The sequence below is a fragment of the Flavobacterium sp. genome (assembly GCF_036741995.1).
Classification (GTDB): Bacteria; Bacteroidota; Bacteroidia; order Flavobacteriales; family Flavobacteriaceae; genus Flavobacterium.
In genome coordinates this window covers 1-19246 of the sequence record NZ_DAINRG010000024.1, presented here as the reverse complement: position 1 = coordinate 19246, position 19246 = coordinate 1, and the positions used below count along the sequence as shown (strand labels likewise).

The 19246-nt window shown below is 39.2% G+C and carries 17 protein-coding genes; 9 read left to right on the top strand and 8 right to left on the bottom strand.

Annotation, left to right across the window (positions count from 1 at the left end):
* Together V7D82_RS08570 and V7D82_RS08565 are read left to right on the top strand one after the other, a co-directional pair.
* Positions 1-2362: methylmalonyl-CoA mutase family protein (locus V7D82_RS08570; RefSeq protein ID WP_333600563.1), on the top strand; the 2362-nt coding region annotated here is incomplete at its 5' end.
* Between the two features lie 62 nt (positions 2363-2424).
* Positions 2425-2898, top strand: coding sequence for a GyrI-like domain-containing protein (locus tag V7D82_RS08565; RefSeq protein WP_333600562.1), 474 nt, complete (start codon positions 2425-2427; stop codon positions 2896-2898).
* Between the two features lie 232 nt (positions 2899-3130).
* Here V7D82_RS08565 and V7D82_RS13815 read toward each other — a convergent pair whose 3' ends face one another.
* Both V7D82_RS13815 and V7D82_RS08550 read right to left on the bottom strand, forming a co-directional pair.
* A complete protein-coding gene (locus V7D82_RS13815) occupies positions 3131-3526 on the bottom strand; it encodes a YchJ family protein (RefSeq protein WP_442902383.1) in 396 nt (131 codons plus the stop codon).
* A 5-nt stretch (positions 3527-3531) separates the two neighbouring features.
* Positions 3532-3675, bottom strand: coding sequence for a hypothetical protein (locus V7D82_RS08550; RefSeq protein WP_333600561.1), 144 nt, complete (start codon positions 3673-3675; stop codon positions 3532-3534).
* A 90-nt stretch (positions 3676-3765) separates the two neighbouring features.
* Here V7D82_RS08550 and V7D82_RS08545 point away from each other — a divergent pair, with 90 nt between their 5' ends.
* Together V7D82_RS08545 and V7D82_RS08540 are read left to right on the top strand one after the other, a co-directional pair.
* Positions 3766-4281: a hypothetical protein gene (locus V7D82_RS08545; RefSeq protein WP_333600560.1), complete on the top strand. Its 516-nt coding sequence runs from the start codon at positions 3766-3768 to the stop codon at positions 4279-4281.
* A 266-nt stretch (positions 4282-4547) separates the two neighbouring features.
* A complete protein-coding gene (locus tag V7D82_RS08540) occupies positions 4548-5573 on the top strand; it encodes a serine hydrolase (RefSeq protein WP_333600559.1) in 1026 nt (341 codons plus the stop codon).
* Between the two features lie 67 nt (positions 5574-5640).
* On the opposite strand, the gene V7D82_RS08535 is transcribed toward V7D82_RS08540, so the two are convergent.
* Positions 5641-6900: an aminotransferase class I/II-fold pyridoxal phosphate-dependent enzyme gene (locus V7D82_RS08535; RefSeq protein ID WP_333600558.1), complete on the bottom strand. Its 1260-nt coding sequence runs from the start codon at positions 6898-6900 to the stop codon at positions 5641-5643.
* A gap of 107 nt (positions 6901-7007) precedes the next feature.
* Positions 7008-9392 carry a hybrid sensor histidine kinase/response regulator gene (locus tag V7D82_RS08530; protein ID WP_333600557.1) on the bottom strand — a complete coding sequence of 795 codons (2385 nt, stop codon included), beginning with the start codon at positions 9390-9392 and terminating at the stop codon, positions 7008-7010.
* 242 nt (positions 9393-9634) lie between these two features.
* Between V7D82_RS08530 and V7D82_RS08525 the strand changes: the two genes are divergently transcribed.
* The 3 genes from V7D82_RS08525 (at position 9635) to V7D82_RS08515 (ending at position 13234) form a co-directional block, all read left to right on the top strand.
* On the top strand, positions 9635-10204 hold the full coding sequence (locus tag V7D82_RS08525; RefSeq protein WP_333600556.1) for a non-canonical purine NTP diphosphatase: 570 nt from the start codon (positions 9635-9637) through the stop codon (positions 10202-10204).
* A 131-nt stretch (positions 10205-10335) separates the two neighbouring features.
* Positions 10336-12282: a DEAD/DEAH box helicase gene (locus V7D82_RS08520; protein ID WP_333600555.1), complete on the top strand. Its 1947-nt coding sequence runs from the start codon at positions 10336-10338 to the stop codon at positions 12280-12282.
* 184 nt (positions 12283-12466) lie between these two features.
* Positions 12467-13234, top strand: coding sequence for a carboxypeptidase-like regulatory domain-containing protein (locus V7D82_RS08515; RefSeq protein WP_333600554.1), 768 nt, complete (start codon positions 12467-12469; stop codon positions 13232-13234).
* On the opposite strand, the gene V7D82_RS08510 is transcribed toward V7D82_RS08515, so the two are convergent.
* Complete coding sequence (locus V7D82_RS08510; protein ID WP_333600553.1) at positions 13231-13893, bottom strand: TrmH family RNA methyltransferase; 663 nt, start codon at positions 13891-13893, stop codon at positions 13231-13233. The genes V7D82_RS08515 and V7D82_RS08510 overlap by 4 nt on opposite strands.
* A gap of 57 nt (positions 13894-13950) precedes the next feature.
* Here V7D82_RS08510 and V7D82_RS08505 point away from each other — a divergent pair, with 57 nt between their 5' ends.
* Entirely contained in the window at positions 13951-14664 is a 714-nt protein-coding gene (locus tag V7D82_RS08505) for an SIR2 family NAD-dependent protein deacylase (RefSeq protein WP_333600552.1), read from the top strand.
* 56 nt (positions 14665-14720) lie between these two features.
* The gene (gene purB / locus V7D82_RS08500; RefSeq protein WP_333600551.1) at positions 14721-16064 is read left to right on the top strand and encodes an adenylosuccinate lyase; all 1344 of its coding nucleotides are present in this window, start codon (positions 14721-14723) and stop codon (positions 16062-16064) included.
* 76 nt (positions 16065-16140) lie between these two features.
* Here the strand turns inward: purB and guaB are convergent, their stop codons facing one another.
* The 3 genes from guaB to V7D82_RS08485 form a co-directional block, all read right to left on the bottom strand.
* Positions 16141-17613 (bottom strand): IMP dehydrogenase, encoded by a 1473-nt coding sequence (gene guaB, locus V7D82_RS08495; RefSeq protein WP_333600550.1) that lies wholly within the window; start codon positions 17611-17613, stop codon positions 16141-16143.
* 98 nt (positions 17614-17711) lie between these two features.
* On the bottom strand, positions 17712-18536 hold the full coding sequence (locus tag V7D82_RS08490) for a hydroxymethylglutaryl-CoA lyase (RefSeq protein WP_442902384.1): 825 nt from the start codon (positions 18534-18536) through the stop codon (positions 17712-17714).
* A gap of 67 nt (positions 18537-18603) precedes the next feature.
* On the bottom strand, positions 18604-19246 hold a 643-nt coding region (locus tag V7D82_RS08485; protein WP_333600548.1), incomplete at its 5' end, for a quinone-dependent dihydroorotate dehydrogenase.

The following is a 19246-nucleotide window of genomic DNA, read 5'->3' as shown; positions in this document are numbered from 1 at the left end:
CGATGTGAAAAAACAATACCAACGCAATCACAATTTGTGGGATGTCAATCCGGAGGATATGCCAGTTTTTGGTACCATTGCCTCGCAGTTCAACGATCCGGGCATGAACACGCTCTACAAAAGAATCATGGACAAAGTAGTGGAAAAAACGGGAGCCGATTTAAAATCGACTTTCGAAATCACCCGCGAAATGAGCGAAAAGATATTCGTGATTCCACCACACAGAACGCGTTATTTATCGGAGATTGCCGAGAACAACCGCAAGTATGACGAGACGGTTTTAACCCAAGTGGAAGTAGCACAAAAGCTTTACGGCATCTACAAAACCATCGAATCAGTCAACAAAAAAGCCATCCAAATTGACAGAGCCGGAATTGAGGCTAACAGTTTGAATGCTAGTAATGATAACAAAGAGTTTCTAAACTTATTGGTTAAAGAATTCGATAGAGTAAAAATGAACCTAGATCCATTCAATTGGGAAGTAATTCTCACTTGGAACGACAAGGTTAACAAATATAAAAATCCGGTGTACAGCTTTAAAGTGCGCGACAAGGAAATCAAAATCCAAACACATACCGAAAGTTTATCGCACAGCCAAATTCCAAAAGTAGCCTTACCAAAATACCAGGCTTGGGGCGACATCCTAAAATGGAACCTTCAGGAAAACGTACCGGGAGAATTTCCATTTGCTTCTGGGCTTTATCCGTTTAAAAGAGAAGGAGAAGACCCATCACGTATGTTTGCCGGAGAAGGCGGACCGGAAAGAACCAACAAACGTTTCCATTATGTAAGTGCCGGTTTGCCAGCTAAGCGTTTATCTACCGCTTTTGATAGTGTAACGTTATATGGAAACGACCCTGATTTGCGTCCGGATATTTACGGAAAAATTGGAAATGCCGGAGTGTCTATCTGTTGTTTAGATGATGCCAAAAAATTATATTCCGGTTTCGATTTAACGCATGCCTTAACTTCGGTTTCGATGACCATTAACGGTCCGGCGCCAATGCTGTTAGGCTTCTTTATGAATGCTGCCATCGATCAAAACTGTGAAAAATACATCATCGAGAATAACTTGCAAGTTGAAGTAGAAGAAAAAATCAACGAAATCTTTAAAAAGAAAGGCTTACCACGTCCAAAATACAACGGCGAATTACCACACGGCAACAACGGTTTAGGCTTAATGTTATTAGGGGTTACCGGTGACCAAGTATTACCAAAAGATGTCTATCAGGATATTAAAGTGCAAACTTTAACCCAGGTTCGTGGTACAGTACAAGCCGATATTTTAAAAGAAGACCAGGCGCAGAACACTTGTATCTTCTCCACCGAATTTGCTTTGCGTTTGATGGGTGACGTGCAGGAATATTTTATCGATAAGAATGTGCGTAACTTCTATTCGGTGTCTATTTCCGGCTACCACATTGCTGAAGCCGGAGCAAACCCTATTACGCAGTTGGCATTTACATTGGCGAATGGTTTCACTTATGTGGAATACTATTTAAGCCGTGGCATGAACATCAACGATTTCGGACCGAACTTGTCGTTCTTTTTCTCCAATGGTATCGATCCGGAGTATGCCGTGATTGGCCGTGTGGCGCGTAAAATTTGGGCGAAAGCCATGAAAAACAAATACAACGCCAACGAAAGAGCACAGATGTTGAAATACCACATCCAAACCTCAGGACGTTCACTACACGCTCAGGAAATCGACTTTAACGATATCCGTACGACCTTGCAGGCGTTATATGCTATCTATGATAACTGTAATTCATTGCATACTAATGCGTATGACGAAGCGATTACCACACCAACAGAGGAATCAGTACGTCGCGCCATGGCAATCCAGTTGATTATCAACAAAGAATTAGGCTTAGCCAAAAACGAAAACCCAATCCAAGGTTCGTTTATCATAGAAGAACTAACCGACTTGGTAGAAGATGCCGTATTACAGGAGTTCGACCGAATCACAGAGCGTGGCGGCGTATTAGGCGCTATGGAAACCATGTACCAAAGAAGTAAAATTCAAGAGGAAAGTTTATACTACGAAACCTTGAAACATACCGGAGAGTTCCCAATCATTGGGGTGAACACTTTCTTAAGTTCTAAAGGTTCTCCAACAGTTTTACCGGCCGAAGTAATTCGTGCTACCGAAGAGGAAAAACAAGAGCAAATCAAAACGCTTGAGAACTTACATAAAACCTATCACGACAAAGAAGACGAGCAAATTGCCGCGCTTCAGAATGCCGCCATCAACAACGAAAACATCTTCGAAGTATTGATGGATGCCACCAAATATTGTTCGCTTGGGCAAATCACAGCTGGTTTGTTTGAAGTAGGTGGGCAGTATCGTAGAAATATGTAATTTCATAATACTATATAAAAAGCCTTCTGTTTTCAGGAGGCTTTTGTTTTTCAAAAAAAAATATGGAACCTATAATAAAAATTCACCCAACCACAACCCTTATCGGCAAAAGCCAAGCCATGACCTTTGCCAATGATTTATCCGTAGCCATGTGGCAAAGCTTTATGCCGCGCCGTCACGAAATCAGCAACAGGCCGGGCGAGGAGTTGTATAGCGTACAAGTATATCCTGAGAATTTTGATTTTGGGTTGCATACTTCCTTTACCAAATGGGCCACAGTTCCCGTAAGTGAAGGCACTCCAATTCCCGAAGGCATGGAAATGTTAGTCATTCCCGAAGGCTTATATGCCGTGTTTCTGTATAAAGGCATTCCGGCTGATGCCGAACCTTTCTTTCGGTATATTTTTGGAGAATGGTTACCAACTTCTGGCTACAGTTTAGACCACCGCCCGCAGTTTGAAATCCTGGGCAGTAAATACAAACACAACGACCCCACTTCAGAAGAAGAAGTTTGGATACCAATTAAAACCCTATAAACACAGAGCGTTGGAACACCCACAAACAACGTTGAGCCACCTGCAAGTAGCGTTATAGCATCTGCACACAGCGTTGAAGCGCCCGCAAAGAGCGTTAAAGTATCTGCAAAGAGCGTTGAAGCACCCGCAAGTAGCGTTAGAGTATCTGCATACAGCGTTGAAGCACCCGCAAAGAGCGTTGGAGCACCCGTACACAGTGTTGAAGCACCCACAAAGAGCGTTGGAGTACCCGCTAAAAGTTATAGTAATACCAAATACTAATAAACCCCGTCCACATAATACCAACTTCCGTTTTCAAAAACAAAAGTCGAATGTTCCTGATGCATTTGCGCCTGCAGTTGGTAATCCAAATAATACGCTTTAAAGGTACGGTAGTTTCAGTAACCGCAAGTACTTCCAGTTTTATCCATTGGTTGCTTTTACTCCAAGCCAGGATATCCGCTTTCTTATGAAACTTCCGTGTTGAGGAGTGAGTGGTAGCTACTAAATAATCAGCAGCTCCGGTGGCAAAAGCACTGTAACGGGAACGCATCAAAGCTTCGGCAGTAGGCGCTTTTTGAGTGCCTTTAATATAAGGCTCGCAACAGTCTTTAAAGGAACGGGAAGAACCACAATAACAAGTTGCCATCCTAATTAAGAATTTTTATCCTCATTAAATTTTTTCACAATCGCTTTCAGTTTTTCAGCACGCTCAGCTTTTTGAGCTTTGGCCTTGTCCTGTGCTTTGTGAAGCTTGTCGTTGTGTGCTTTGATATTTTTCGGATTGTTTCTTCCCATGGGTCAAAAATACAAATTTTTGTTAAAATGAAACTTTGGCACAGTTAATGAATAGACCTTTATATCATTAATCATTTAATACATTATACCATGAGAAAATTTACCATAGTTTTAGCTTTTATCGGGATGATAACGCTACAAAGTTGTACCACCAATGATAACCAACAACCTATTACTGATAATGATACTATCAGTGAAGTATTTGAATATAGCAACAATATCAACTTTACTGCGGGAAATGGTTATAATTTGTTATTAACCTATCCGCACGCCATTTATACTTCGGACATGGTTTTAGTATACCGTTTATCAGGCATTACCAATCAAGGAGCTGATATTTGGAAACCATTACCGGAAACCTATTTCTTTGATGACGGAACTCTAAGTTTCAGATATGATTTTGACTTTACTCAATATGATGCCGATGTTTTTATAGAAGGATATGATATAGCCGGTTTAGATCAAAGTTATAAATTAAACCAAGTCATAAGAGTTGTAATAGTTCCGGCGTATTTTGGCAAACAAAGCAAAGTGAACCTTAAAGATTACGATGCTGTTGTAAAAGCATTCAACATTGATGAATCTAAAATCATCAAAGTACAATAAAGTATAGCGTTTAGATTTGAAAAGACAATAAAGAAAGCAGGCGAGAGTCTGCTTTTTTGCAGTTTCACAAATGTCTGTTTTAGGGAAATTATAGCATCACTTGTTATAGTAGCGGATTACATTATTTTGAAACGAATTCCTAGGTGCTGTTTTTTACGCAGTTATGTAAGAATGAGTAAATTCCTAAAAATTAAGGTTAATTTTGTGAAATCCTTAAAAAGAATAGCTAATTTTGCGCATTATTTAATAAACAACCCTTCAACAAAATGATTTCTTTTAAGAATAAAAAATTTTCTCTCTTACACATTATCGTAGTTTCATTGCTAACGGCAATCATTACTTTCAGCTTGACAGGTTTTTGGAAACAAAGACAGTTTAACGATCAGATGAATAACATGGCATCATCTTTTACTTGTAATTACAATGTAAAACGAATGAATGGCTATAAGTATATCAAACCATTAATGTTTGTAGATGAAGAATGTGAATCAGAACCATTGATGGGTATCAAACAAAAATTGACGAGTATTATTGATCAATATAAAACGGTTGGCGATGTAACAACAGCTTCTGTTTATTTAAGAGAATATGGGCATAATGAGTGGATGTGTGTCAATGAAACTGAAAAATACGATCCGGGCTCTTTATTCAAAGTTCCGGTTATGATTGCTATTTTGAAGATGAACGAACTGAATCCGGGATTCTTAAATAAGTTAGTCGTGTATGACAAACCAGTTAGTGCCGGAAAAAACATTACCTATGTTTCTAAGACTATTCAATTAGGACATTCCTATACCATCAAAGAATTACTGACCTACATGATTAAGTATTCCGATAATAACGCCACCATTTTGTTAGAGAAATATATGGACTCCAAAGTGCTTCAAAAACTTTTTGCTGATGTAGGATTGGATGTGCCTAATGTTTATGCTTCTCAATATCAATTTACTACCAAAGAGTATTCCTATTTTATGAGAGCGATATACAATGCCGGATATTTATCTGTTGATGATTCTGAATTTGCCGGTGAGTTACTAACTCAATGTGAATTCAAAGACGGAATTGTAAAAGGATTACCAGCTACAATAAAATTAGCGCACAAATTTGGAGAAGCCGGCAATCAGGTAGAAAAACAATTGCACGAATCGGCTATAGTTTACTTGAACAACAAACCATATTTACTTACTGTAATGACTAAAGGAAAAGACAATAACAAGCTATCACAATTGATTGGAGAACTATCACAGGCAGTATACACAGATATGTTGAATGAAGCCAATGCTGCGATGTAAATTTAAAAAAGGATACAAAAAAACCATCTCAATCGAGATGGTTTTTTTGTTTTATAATACTTCAGATTTACGAAACGTCAACCGTTGTAGCGTCAGCAATCTTTTTATAAGTTCCGTTTACTAGTTTTTCGCGGATAGCATCAAAAGCGGTAAGTGTTTCTTCGATATCGGCCAAGGTGTGGGAAGCCGTTGGTATCATTCTCAAAAGAATAATTCCTTTAGGAATCACCGGATATACTACAATCGATAAAAAGATACCGTAGTTTTCTCTTAAATCATTGACCATCACCATTGCTTCCGGAATAGAACCTTCCAGATAAACCGGCGTTACACAGGTATTGGTATCGCCAATGTTGAATCCGTGCGCTTTTAATCCGTTTTGTAAAGCATTTACGTTTTCCCAAAGTTTGTCTTTCAAACCAGGATTATCACGTAACAATTGTAATCTTTTCAAAGCACCAACCGTTTGTATCATCGGCAAAGCTTTGGCAAACATTTGCGAACGCAAATTGTATTTTAAATAATCAATAATGTCTTTATCAGCCGCTAAGAATGCTCCGATACTCGCCATAGATTTAGCAAATGTAGAGAAGTAAACATCAATTCCATCCTGACAACCTTGCTCTTCACCGGCACCGGCACCTGTTTTACCAAGTGTCCCAAAACCGTGAGCGTCATCAACTAACAAACGGAAATTGTATTTCTTTTTCATAGCCACAATTTCCTTCAACTTGCCTTGCTGACCACGCATCCCGAAAACGCCTTCGGTAATGAACAAAATTCCACCACCCGTTTCCGTAGCCATTTTGGTAGCACGCTGCAGGTTTTTCTCCATGCTTTCTAAGTCATTGTGCTTATAAGTGAAACGTTTTCCCATGTGCAAACGTACGCCGTCAATGATACAGGCATGTGCATCCACATCATAAACAATGATATCGTTTTTAGTCACCAAAGCGTCAATAGCTGACATGATTCCCTGGTAACCAAAGTTTAATAAATAAGCCGATTCTTTCATTACGAAAGCGGCTAATTCGTTTTCTAATTGTTCGTGAGCATCAGTATGGCCACTCATCATACGAGCTCCCATTGGGTAAGCGGCTCCGTATTTGGCTGCTGCATCAGTATCGGCCTGACGTACTTCCGGATGGTTGGCCAATCCTAAATAGTCGTTCAAACTCCAGTTTAAAATATCTTTTCCGTGAAATTGCATTCTTGGTCCCAGTTCGCCTTCCAGTTTTGGGAATACATAATATCCTTCGGCTTGAGAAGCCCATTTTCCTAGTGGACCTTTATTATTTTGAATTCTTTCGAATAAATCTTTTACCATAATCACTTTGTGTTTTAGTCGTGGCAAAAGTAATTATAAATTTAGTTTACTCCTAATCATTATAATTAGAAAATTGTAAACCATCAAATGTTGAAAAACTCCTAAAATTAGCTGACCAATAATTTAATGATTTCAAATAAAGTATCCTTATCTACTGGCTTTGATAGGTATTTGTTCATTCCAATTTCGATAACTCTGGTTTTGGTAGTTTCCATAACATCGGCAGTTAGCGCAATAATCGGAATTGATTTTTTCTCCTCGCCGGCTTCACCATTCCGGATAGCAATGGTGGCTTCATAACCATCCATAACGGGCATTTGTAAATCCATAAGGATAATGTCATAATCCTTTTCCATCAGCTTTTGCACGCCTTCTTGTCCGTTATTGGCAAAATCAACGGTTGTATTGAGCCATTTTTTGGTAATCATTTTAATCACCATTTGATTCATGGCATTGTCTTCAACCACCAGAATGGATTTTCCATTTAAATCGTAGTCAGTAGCTGTAGTTACTGCAGCAGTCTCTTTCTTAATTTCAACAGTTTCATAAGTCAAGTCGATTGTAACAACGGTCCCCAGGCCGGTTGTACTGTCTACTTTAATTTTACCGTTTTGTAGTTGTATCAGATGTTTGACAATGTAAAGACCAAGGCCTAATCCACCAAATTTTCGTTTGTTAGTAATGCCCTCCTGCGAAAAGGAGTCGAAAATACTGTTTATTTTTTCTTTCGAGATTCCAACACCGGTATCGCTAATGGTAAAGGTGATTATTACTTTGTTGGCTTTTTCTTTTTTAGCATCGAGTTTAAATTTCACAAATCCTTCCTGGGTAAACTTAAGGGCGTTACTCAGAATGTTTTGCAGTATTTGGTTCAGTCTTGCAATGTCTCCTTTAACTAGTTGCGGTAATTCATCACCTTTTATAAAAGTAAATTCCAAGCCTTTATCTTTAGCTTCCCTTGTGAAATTAGTAGCAATATGTTCTACCGTTTTTACTAAATCGAACTCTGTTATATCCAATGTAATCTCATTTTTCTCAATTTTAGAGAAATCCAGAATATCATTGACGGAATTCAGTAAGCTGTAGGTCGAGTATTTTATAATCTGACTGCCGTTTTGAATTTGTTCGTCTTTAGAATCAGTAGCCATCGACTTGGCGGTGTTCAAAATAGCATTCAGGGGTGTCCTCAATTCGTGACTGATATTGGATAAAAAATACGATTTCAATTCGTTCATTTCTTCCGATTTCTGGAGGGCAATGGTCTGCAGTTCCTCACGTTCGTCTTTCAGATTCCGAATTAAATTCGCCATTGAAAGTGATAAAAAGATGACTTCCATTCCTGTGCCGAGTTTGGAACCGTTTTCTGTCCAAAAGGTAAGCGGTAGCAGGCTGAAATTTTTTAAAATAAAAACTACAAAACCCGAAATCAGAAAAAATACACCTGTGGCAAAGAAGCGGTCTATGGTTTTGGTTCTTATGTAAATGACTGCTTGAGAAGCAATAATCAAAAGCAATAAAATCAGTCCAAGCGCATTAGCAATAGGATAGGAGAGTTCCAATGCTTTTGGGAAGATAAACAAAGACAGGAACAATGCTAAATCTAAGGCGTACAAAACATAAAACGCAATAGTTATGAGTCGGCTATAGTCTTTTATTTTTAAAAATATTTGAGCATACCGACCCAAAAAGAAATTGGCAATGGTAGCAAAAAGAATCACCGAATGTAACGACAACCAGCCTGATTGTGGGGTAATGAATTCATAAAAATAACCATCCACAGAAAACTGTAATAATCCGATGAAAACCACGTACAGGCTGTAGTATAAGAACGTTTTATCCCGCATGGCAAAGAAAAAGAACAAATACAAAATGGCCGCAATAATCAAAATACCATAAAAGAATCCGAAGACAAATTGTTCAAAAGAAGTTACCTGAATTAAGTCTTCTATAGTGTGGAGCAAAACCGGCATCGAAAGCATTTCGCCATCGCTTTTCACATGCAGGTAAAATTGCTGCTGCTCGTTGGGTTGCAGTTTTATTTTAAAAATAGTTTTCCGGTGATTAATACTCCTTTGATGGTAAGGAATGGCATCTCCGCTGATGAATTTCGTTACTTTATTATTTTGGTCAATGACATAAAGTTCAGCAACATCCGTAATCGGTCTGGCCGTTTCAAAGAAATAGAACAATTCTGTTGCAGTGGTGTTTTTTAATTGAAAGCGAATCCAAAAATTATGGGTTGTAAATCCTAAATCCGTATTTTCATTAGGCATTGGTTTGAAATGCAGGTCTTTGGAATGCATAACTTGTTCCAAAGTAAAGTTGTTTTGACCCACATCAACATAGGAAGATTTACTGTGGATGGATATTTTCTCGGAAAGGTTTCCTTTCTCTAAAAGAAACTGAGCCGCACTATTTTGAAGAGACAAAAGAAAGATACTAATCAGGCAAAACAATTTCCTACTAATGTGAATAGTAAATGGTTTATTCATGGGTTGGGGCTTTGTGATATTGGTTATACTTACGAATATATAGAGGTTGAAGATTCAACAATTCTTAAATTTTTAAAAAAGCAATGAATTCTGCTGTATAAGTAGTAATTTACTTTAGTATAAGTAAAGCATGTAATTTTTTCTGGGAACTTTACTACAGTGATTTGTTTGAGTTCAGCTAATGGAGGGTATTGATTTTCTTCTCATCTTTGTAATCTCTAAAACAACAGCACTATTTTCAGATGAAACTTGTCTTCGCATCCAACAACAAAAACAAAATCAAAGAAATACAGCTTTTGCTTCCGTCGTCTATTCAGGTTTTAAGTTTGGAAGATATCGGTTGCCAGGAAGAAATCCCTGAAACCGCCAATACCATTGAAGGCAATGCCATACTCAAAGCCAATTATATCACGGAAAAGTATGGCTATAACTGTTTCGCCGATGATACCGGTTTAGAAGTAGCAGTTTTAAACGGAGCCCCCGGCGTTTATTCAGCCCGGTATGCCGGTGAACAAAAAGATGCTAATGACAATATGGATAAATTATTGGCCAATTTAAAAGACAAATCCAACAGAAAAGCCAACTTTAAAACCGTCATCTGTTTGAATCTAAATGGTGAACAAACCCTTTTTACCGGAATTATCCATGGCCAAATCATAGAAGAAAAAATTGGTGCCAATGGCTTCGGTTATGACCCCATTTTTGTAGCTGATGGGTATACAAAAACCTTTGCCGAACTGACTATAGAAGAGAAATCCCTTATTAGTCATCGCGGCTTGGCAGTGAAGCAATTAGTCGATTTTTTAAAGTAAAAAGCACGCTGCTCGACTCATACCTTATCTCTTTTCGCGTGTCTCTTTTGTAACTAATTAATTATCAGTAGGTAACAAATTAGTTTAAACCGTTTTTAAAACCTACCTTTGCAGCCAATTTAAAATAATATATGAATAAATTTGAACAATTAGGTCTGAATGAATCGTTACTGCTGGCGATCAAGGATCTAGGATTTGAGAATCCGTCAGAAGTGCAAGAAAAAGCGATTCCAGTACTATTGGAACAAAACACTGACTTAGTAGCTTTAGCACAAACAGGAACAGGGAAAACGGCAGCTTTTGGTTTTCCGCTAATACAAAAATTGGATGCTGAAGACAGAAGCACACAAGCGTTAATTTTATCCCCAACGCGTGAGCTATGCTTACAAATCACCAATGAGATTAAACAATACTCAAAATATGTAAAAGGTTTACATACAGTGGCAGTTTATGGTGGTGCCAGCATTACAGAACAAGCCCGGGAAATTAAACGCGGAGCCCAAATTATTGTGGCTACTCCGGGTAGAATGCAAGACATGATTAATCGTGGTCTTGTGAACATTAAAAACATCAGTATCTGTATTCTTGACGAAGCGGATGAGATGTTAAACATGGGATTTTATGAAGATATCGTTTCGATATTATCAGACACTCCCGATGATAAAAACACTTGGTTGTTCTCAGCCACTATGCCTGCAGAGGTAGCCAGAATTGCTAAAAAATTCATGCACGATCCTGCTGAGGTTACTGTTGGACATAAAAATTCAGGTTCGGCTACCGTATCCCACGAATTTTACTGTGTGAATGCCCGTGACCGTTACGAAGCGTTGAAACGATTGGCCGATGCTAATCCGGATATCTTCTCGGTAGTTTTTTGTAGAACAAAACGTGATACTCAAGCGGTTGCTGAAAAGTTAATTGAAGATGGTTATAACGCTGCAGCTTTGCACGGAGATTTATCTCAGGCGCAACGTGATGGTGTGATGAAATCGTTCAGAGGTCGTCAAATTCAAATGCTGGTTGCGACTGACGTTGCCGCGCGTGGAATTGACGTTGATAATATTACACACGTAGTAAACTATCAATTGCCGGATGAAATTGAAACGTACAATCACCGTTCGGGCCGTACTGGTCGTGCCGGTAAATTGGGGACTTCTATCGTAATCATCACCAAAAGTGAGTTGCGTAAAATTTCGTCTATCGAAAGAATCATCCAACAAAAATTTCAAGAGAAAACAATTCCAAGCGGAATTGAAATCTGCGAAATCCAATTATTACACTTAGCCAATAAAATCAAAGATACCGAGGTTGACCACGAGATAGACAACTATCTTCCGGCTATCAACGAAGTACTTGATGGTTTATCGAAAGAAGAACTAATCAAGAAAATGGTATCGGTTGAATTCAACCGATTTATCGCTTACTACAAAAAGAAACGCGATTTATCAGGTGAAAAAGGAGAAAGAAGCGAAAGAGGTTCGGAGCCAAGAGAAATCAGAGCCGGAGATCCTGTTCGTTATTTTGTAAACATTGGTGCGCGTGACGATTTTGATTGGATGCAATTGAAAGATTTCTTGAAAGAAACTTTAGATTTAGGTCGTGATGACGTATTCAAAGTGGATGTAAAAGAAGGATTCTCTTTCTTCAACACTGACGGTGAACATACGGATAAAGTGATGTCAATCCTTAACGGATTTGATCTAAACGGAAGACGTATCAACGTTGAAATTTCCAAAAACGAAGGCGGAAGCAGAGACAGACGTGATCACAACGGAAGAAGTGGTGGCGGTGAACGCAGAAGCTCAGGTGGTTTTGGCGGTGGCGAAAGAAGAAGTTCAGCTCCAAGAAGTGGTGGCGGAAGTTTCGGACCAAGAAAAGAAGGTGGTTTCCGTAGCGACAGAAGTTCAGCTCCAAGAGAAGGTGGATTCAGAAGTGATAGAGATTCAGCTCCAAAAAGAGAACCAGGTTCTTTTCAAAGAGAAGAAAGAGCTCCAAGACGTTCTGCAGAAGGGAACTCAGACAGACCGGCTGGTCGTTCTTTCGAAGCTGCCAAAAGCAGAAGACCAAGAAAGAGCTAAGAAGCAATTTTCCAATTCCATCTTATTTGGAATATCATAATAAACTCCGCTTTCCCCAATAACTGAGGTGAACGCGGAGTTTTTTTAGGTGTTTACCTCATTTTGTTAATTTTGTTCTAATTCTGTTGGCAAACTTTACAATATCTTAAAAGAGTTTCATACTTTTAAACCATCAAAATTAGCCATGAGATATTTCGCCCTTTTCTTTTTATTTATTGTTTCCCTAAGTACAACGGCACAAGTTAATCCGGTGGTTCAAAAAGTTACAGGGACTATTGTTAATGACAATACATTGAAACCTATTGCCAATGCCAATGTTATCAATGTGAATAAAGTAAAAGGAGCCGTTACTGATGCCAAAGGTTTTTTCGAACTAGAAGTAAGCGTGAGCGACACGCTGCATATTTCCATATTGGGTTACCAATCGTTACGTATCCGAGTGACCAATGACTGGCTGAAAAACGGAACAGCCAAAATCCAATTGACTGAAAAAGCCATTGCACTGGAAGAAGTGATCGTTAAAAAATACGACTTAACCGGTTACCTCGAAATTGATTCCAAACTCATACCCGATAAAGAAAATTATCGCTATAGCATTTCCGGACTGTCGCAAGGTTATGAAGCTGGCGATACTTCGCCTAATGCCTTTTCCAGAGTGTTAGGTTCTATCTTTAATCCGGCGGATATGCTGCACAATTTTTTTGGAAAAAAACCTAATGAGTTGCGCAAACTGAAACAAATGAAAAAAGACGATACGGTTCGTAATTTGTTAGAATCCAAATTTGACAGAGAAACCATATCGGTATTATTAGGTGTGAGTAAAAAAGAAATTGCCGAAATTCTGCAACGCTGCAATTACTCGGAATCCTTTATCACAACGGCCAACGACTTGCAAATCATGGATGCCATCAGCGAGTGTTATGAGCAATACAAGGTGTTGAAAAAGAATTAGAGTTCTTTTTCTGAATAATACCGAGCTTCAATCCGTTTAATATCTTTTATAGTATTCTTGGCCCAAAGCAAGCGTTTTTCCAATAATTCCTCTTCCGATAATTTCCAATCTACATTCGATTGGCGTAGGCGAGTGGTAATGTCCTGAATGATAATAGCTGCCGAAACCGAAATATTCAAACTCTCGGTAAAGCCCACCATCGGAATTTTTAAAAAACCATCTGCCTGTTCCATCACTTCTTGTGAAAGACCTTCCTTTTCGGTACCGAAGAATAGCGCACTCTTTTTAGTTACATCAAATTCGTGTAACAAACAAGAATCATTATGAGGCGTAGTGGCAATAATTTGATAGCCTTTCGACTTCAAAGTTTGTATGCAATTGGAAATGTTTTCAAACTTATTGATATCCACCCATTTCTGAGCGCCCATGGCAATTTCTTTATCAATGTTTTTGCCAAAGCGTTGCTCTACTATATTGATTTCCTGTATCCCAAAAACCTCACAACTGCGCATCACCGCGCTGGTATTGTGAAACTGGAATACGTCTTCCACCGCGATGGTAAAGTGATTGGTACGGTTGGCCAATACGTTGGCAAATCGCTCTTTGCGGTTGTCGGTTAAAAAATCTTCAAGATAGTTGAGGTAGTCTAAGTCAATCATGGAAATAGTTTTGTCAAAAATAACAAAAAAGCGTAGTTTTAAATTTAAATTACAAAAATGAAAAAGAAATTAGTCGTTTTAACCGGTGCCGGAATTTCGGCCGAAAGCGGTATCAAAACCTTTCGCGATGCTGGCGGATTATGGGAAGGTCACGATGTTATGGAAGTGGCTTCTTATGAGGGCTGGCTCAGAAACAAAGAATTGGTGTTAGATTTTTACAACCAACGAAGAAAGCAATTGAAGAATGTAAAGCCCAATAACGGTCATTTGGTTTTGGCGGAATTGGAAAAAGATTTCGATGTGCACATCGTTACACAAAATGTAGACAATCTTCATGAGCAGGCGGGAAGTACTAAAGTGTTGCATTTGCACGGGGAGTTGCTTAAGGTTCGCGGTGACAGCCATTCGGCCAGACATGTTTTAGACTGGACTGATGATTTGCATCTCGGCGATTTAGATACTGACGGTCATCAACTGCGCCCACATATTGTTTGGTTTGGTGAAATGGTTCCTGCGTTAGATGAAGCCGTAAACATCACGCAGCAAGCAGATTATTTAGCAATTATTGGCACATCGCTTCAAGTGTATCCGGCAGCCGGGTTATTGCATTATGCGAATAAAAAGGTTCCTGTTTTTTATATCGATCCAAAACCGGCCACGATTTATGATTTGCAAAATCCGCTAGAAATTATTCCGATGAATGCCACCGAAGGCGTTCCGGTATTGCGAGAAAAATTAACCAAGTTGATTCAAAAAACTCCTGACTCATAACTCATAACTTATAAGGAATACTTATTTTTGCAGCACAAAAACAACAACACTACACCATGAGTTTATCTGAACTGAATGCCATTTCACCCATCGATGGTCGATACAGAAAAAAGACCGTTTCCTTAGCCCCTTATTTTTCCGAAGAAGCTTTAATCAAATACCGTGTTTTGGTTGAAATTGAATACTTCATCGCTCTGTGTGAAGCCGGTTTACCACAGTTAAAAAAGGTAAATCATTCCGCTTTTGAAGGATTGCGAAATTTGTATAAAAACTTCACGACAGCCGATGCCCTTTGGATAAAAGAAACTGAGAAAACGACCAATCACGATGTAAAAGCCGTAGAATATTTTATCAAAGAAAAATTTGAAACCCTTGGTTTGAGTGAGTTCAAAGAGTTTATTCATTTCGGATTGACTTCTCAGGATATTAATAATACCGCGATTCCGCTTTCAGCCAAAGAAGCTTTTGAAAAAGTGTATTTGCCAAGTTTGATTGCTGTAATTGCCAAATTAAAAGAGTTAAGTATTGAATGGAGAGACATTCCAATGCTAGCCAGAACACATGGTCAACCGGCTTCTCCAACAAGATTGGGGAAAGAAATTTTGGTTTTCGTTGAACGTTTGGAAGAGCAAATGCGTTTGCTGTTCAACATTCCATTTGCGGCTAAATTTGGCGGCGCTACTGGGAATTACAATGCGCATCATGTGGCCTATCCGAATGTGGACTGGAAGCAATTCGGAACCACTTTTGTAGAAGATACTTTAGGATTGCAACATTCGTTCCCAACCACACAGATTGAACATTACGATCATTTTGCAGCGTTCTTTGATGCACTAAAACGAATCAATACCATCATTATCGATTTAGACCGGGATATTTGGACGTATGTTTCGATGGATTATTTCAAGCAAAAAATCAAAGCCGGAGAAATTGGTTCTTCTGCGATGCCACACAAAGTAAACCCGATTGACTTTGAAAACTCGGAAGGAAACTTAGGAATTGCCAACGCAATTTTTGAACATCTTTCTGCCAAGTTACCAATCTCGAGATTGCAACGCGATTTGACGGATAGTACGGTATTGCGAAATATCGGCGTGCCTTTCGGACACACATTAATTGCTTTTGATGCGACACTAAAAGGATTAAACAAACTGTTGTTAAACGAATCCAAATTCGCCGAAGATTTAGAGAAAAACTGGGCAGTAGTTGCCGAAGCAATTCAAACCATCTTACGCCGCGAAGGCTATCCAAATCCGTATGAAGCTTTGAAAGGATTGACCAGAACCAATACTGTGATTAATAAAGAAGCGATTCATAGTTTCATTGGCACACTTGAGGTTTCCGATGAAATTAAAGTAGAATTAATGCAGATTACACCAAGTAATTATTTGGGAATTTAATGCTCAAAACCACATAAAACAAAAGGCATAAGTTGAATCTTATGCCTTTTTTGTTTTTTTTATATTTTGTCTAAAATTATCTTGAATAATTTGGTGCTTCTTTGGTAATGGTCACATTATGCGGATGGCTTTCAGTAATACCGCTGGACGTAATGCGAACAAAGCGCCCGGTATCTTGAAGTGTTGGAATATCTTTAGCACCACAGTAGCCCATACCGGCACGAAGGCCACCAATGAATTGCTGCATACTTTCGTTCAATTCGCCTTTGTAAGGAACACGACCCACAATTCCTTCCGGAACTAATTTCTTGATATCATCTTCTACATCTTGGAAATAACGGTCTTTGGAACCTTCCTGCATAGCTTCTACGGAACCCATTCCTCTATACGATTTGAATTTTCTGCCTTCAAAAATGATAGTTTCTCCCGGAGATTCTTTGGTCCCAGCTAATAAAGAACCCAGCATTACACTGTCAGCTCCTGCAGCCAAGGCTTTAGGAATATCACCCGTATAGCGAATGCCACCATCAGCAATCACTGGAATTCCGGTTCCTCTTAAAGCCGCAGCGACTTCTAAAACAGCAGAAAATTGAGGAAATCCAACTCCGGCCACAACTCTGGTAGTACAAATAGAACCAGGGCCAATGCCAACTTTTACGCCATCGGCACCATTTTCTACTAAATATTTAGCGGCTTCCGGTGTGGCAATATTGCCCACAATTACATCAATTTGTGGAAACTTTGATTTTATTTCCTTTAAAACAGTAACTACTCCAACAGTATGGCCATGAGCGGTGTCGATAATGATAGCATCTACTCCGGCATTTACTAAAGCTCCGGCTCTTTGCAAAGAATCGGCTGTAACACCAATAGCAGCGGCAACTCTTAAACGACCGTAGGAATCTTTGTTGGCAATAGGTTTTTGAGTGAGTTTGGTAATGTCTCTGAAAGTGATTAAACCAACTAATTTGTAATCGGCATTAACCACGGGAAGTTTTTCGATTTTGTTGCCTTGTAAAACGACTTCGGCTTGTTCTAAGGAAGTGCCTTCGGCAACAGTAACCAAATTTTGACTGGTCATCACTTCTACAATCGGACGGGAATTGTCTTTTTCGAAACGCAAATCACGATTGGTTACAATGCCTTTTAGGGTTTTGTGTTCATCTACAATGGGAATGCCGCCGATACCAAATTCTTTCATAGCCGCTTTGGCATCAATCACGGTAGCGGTTAATGGCAACGTCACTGGGTCAATAATCATACCGCTTTCGGCACGTTTTACCTTGCGAACTTTGGCAGCCTGTTGCTCAATCGTCATGTTTTTGTGCAGCACGCCAATACCACCTTCCTGTGCCATAGCTATAGCCATAGCGCTTTCGGTAACGGTATCCATAGCAGCGGAAACCACCGGAACATTGAGCGTAATGTTTTTTGAAAATTTAGATTGAATACTGACTTCTCGTGGAAGTACATTAGAAAAATTGGGAACCAAAAGAACGTCATCGTAGGTTAATCCTTCACCGATGATTTTAGTGTTGTGTGTGTTCATTGCAATTTGTAGTTGTAGTTAAATTGCGTGCAAATATACGGTAAAAGTTGCAAGTGCGAAGTACGATTTACGAAGTTTTTAACGTAACCGGAATTATTTTAATGATACTGGCTGAAAATTTTAGTGGCTTCATTATAAGCACTTTCAAAACTCATTGGGCTGGTGTTAGTATTGGTTTTCTGCTCTGTGAAATAGGAGAGAAGCTTCTCTGTCGGCATATTACCGGTCAGATCATCTTTGGCCATCGGGCAGCCGCCAAATCCTTGTATAGCGCCGTCAAACCTTACACAGCCTGCTTTGTATGCAGCATCTACTTTTTCGTGCCATTTATCCGGAGTGGTGTGTAAATGGGCGCCAAATTCAATGTTGGGATATTTTGGAATCAAATTGGAAAACAAATAGGTAATCACATCCGGAGTCGAACTGCCGACGGTATCGGAAAGCGAAAGGATTTTTACACCCATATTGGCTAATCGTTCCGTCCATTCGCCTACGATTTCAACATTCCAGGGATCTCCATACGGATTTCCAAAACCCATCGAAAGATAGGCAACGACTTCTTTATCGGAAGCGGCTGCGATGTCTAAAATCTCTTGCAATGTTACTAAACTTTCGGCTATGGTTTTGTGCGTATTCCGCATTTGAAAGTTTTCAGATATTGAAAATGGAAAGCCTAAGTACTGAATCTCTTTATGAATGGAAGCGATTTGAGCGCCTTGTGTATTGGCAATGATGGCCAGCAGTTTGCTTTTGGTTTGTGACAAATCCAGTTGTGCCAAAACTTCGGCGGTATCTTGCATTTGCGGAATCGCTTTGGGCGAAACAAAACTTCCAAAATCAATCGTGTCAAACCCAACCCGTAAGAGTGATTGGATGTATTGCACTTTTTTTTCGGTGGGAATAAACGTTTTGATGCCTTGCATGGCATCGCGCGGACATTCGATGATTTTGATTTTTTGGCTCAAAGTTTTGTCTTGTAAAGGGGCTAAGTTACAAAGAATTTTCAAGGATTTTTTTATTGATTTCTTTAACCAATTGTGGTCCTTCATAAATAAATCCAGTATACAATTGAATTAAACTCGCGCCTGCTTCTAATTTTTCTATAGCATCATCCGCCGAATGAATGCCGCCCACACCAATTATAGGGAAGGCTTTGTTGCTTTTCTCGGAAAGAAAGCGAATCACTTCAGTGGAGCGTTTGGTTAATGGTTTTCCCGAAAGACCACCAGTTTCTGTCTTGTTTTCCGATTGCAAATTGTTCCGGGAAATTGTTGTGTTGGTCGCAATAACACCCGCAATTTTGGTTTCGTTTACAATAGCGATTATGTCTAAAAGCTGTTCCTCTGTCAAATCGGGAGCAATTTTTAACAGGATGGGTTTTTGTTTGGGCTTGGCCAAATTTTGATTTTGAAGCGTTTGCAACAAAGCAGTTAAGGGTTCTTTATCCTGTAAAGCTCTGAGATTTGGTGTGTTGGGCGAACTTACATTCACTACAAAATAATCCACATAATCAAATAAAGTATCAAAACAAATCAGATAATCGGAAGTAGCCTTTTCGTTTTCAGTGAGTTTGTTTTTGCCAATATTGCCGCCAATGAGAACGCCTTTGTTATTCATCAATCGCAGCACAGCC

Coding starts and splice junctions, on each gene's coding strand:
- V7D82_RS08505 (WP_333600552.1), top strand. CDS start 13,951: ATGAAAAAGAAATTAGTCGTTTTAACCGGTGCCGGAATTTCGGCCGAA.
- V7D82_RS08545 (WP_333600560.1), top strand. CDS start 3,766: ATGAGAAAATTTACCATAGTTTTAGCTTTTATCGGGATGATAACGCTA.
- V7D82_RS08525 (WP_333600556.1), top strand. CDS start 9,635: ATGAAACTTGTCTTCGCATCCAACAACAAAAACAAAATCAAAGAAATA.
- V7D82_RS08510 (WP_333600553.1), bottom strand. CDS start 13,893: ATGATTGACTTAGACTACCTCAACTATCTTGAAGATTTTTTAACCGAC.
- V7D82_RS08535 (WP_333600558.1), bottom strand. CDS start 6,900: ATGGTAAAAGATTTATTCGAAAGAATTCAAAATAATAAAGGTCCACTA.
- purB (WP_333600551.1), top strand. CDS start 14,721: ATGAGTTTATCTGAACTGAATGCCATTTCACCCATCGATGGTCGATAC.
- V7D82_RS13815 (WP_442902383.1), bottom strand. CDS start 3,526: ATGGCAACTTGTTATTGTGGTTCTTCCCGTTCCTTTAAAGACTGTTGC.
- V7D82_RS08550 (WP_333600561.1), bottom strand. CDS start 3,675: ATGGGAAGAAACAATCCGAAAAATATCAAAGCACACAACGACAAGCTT.
- V7D82_RS08565 (WP_333600562.1), top strand. CDS start 2,425: ATGGAACCTATAATAAAAATTCACCCAACCACAACCCTTATCGGCAAA.
- guaB (WP_333600550.1), bottom strand. CDS start 17,613: ATGAACACACACAACACTAAAATCATCGGTGAAGGATTAACCTACGAT.
- V7D82_RS08520 (WP_333600555.1), top strand. CDS start 10,336: ATGAATAAATTTGAACAATTAGGTCTGAATGAATCGTTACTGCTGGCG.
- V7D82_RS08540 (WP_333600559.1), top strand. CDS start 4,548: ATGATTTCTTTTAAGAATAAAAAATTTTCTCTCTTACACATTATCGTA.
- V7D82_RS08490 (WP_442902384.1), bottom strand. CDS start 18,536: ATGCAAGGCATCAAAACGTTTATTCCCACCGAAAAAAAAGTGCAATAC.
- V7D82_RS08530 (WP_333600557.1), bottom strand. CDS start 9,392: ATGAATAAACCATTTACTATTCACATTAGTAGGAAATTGTTTTGCCTG.
- V7D82_RS08515 (WP_333600554.1), top strand. CDS start 12,467: ATGAGATATTTCGCCCTTTTCTTTTTATTTATTGTTTCCCTAAGTACA.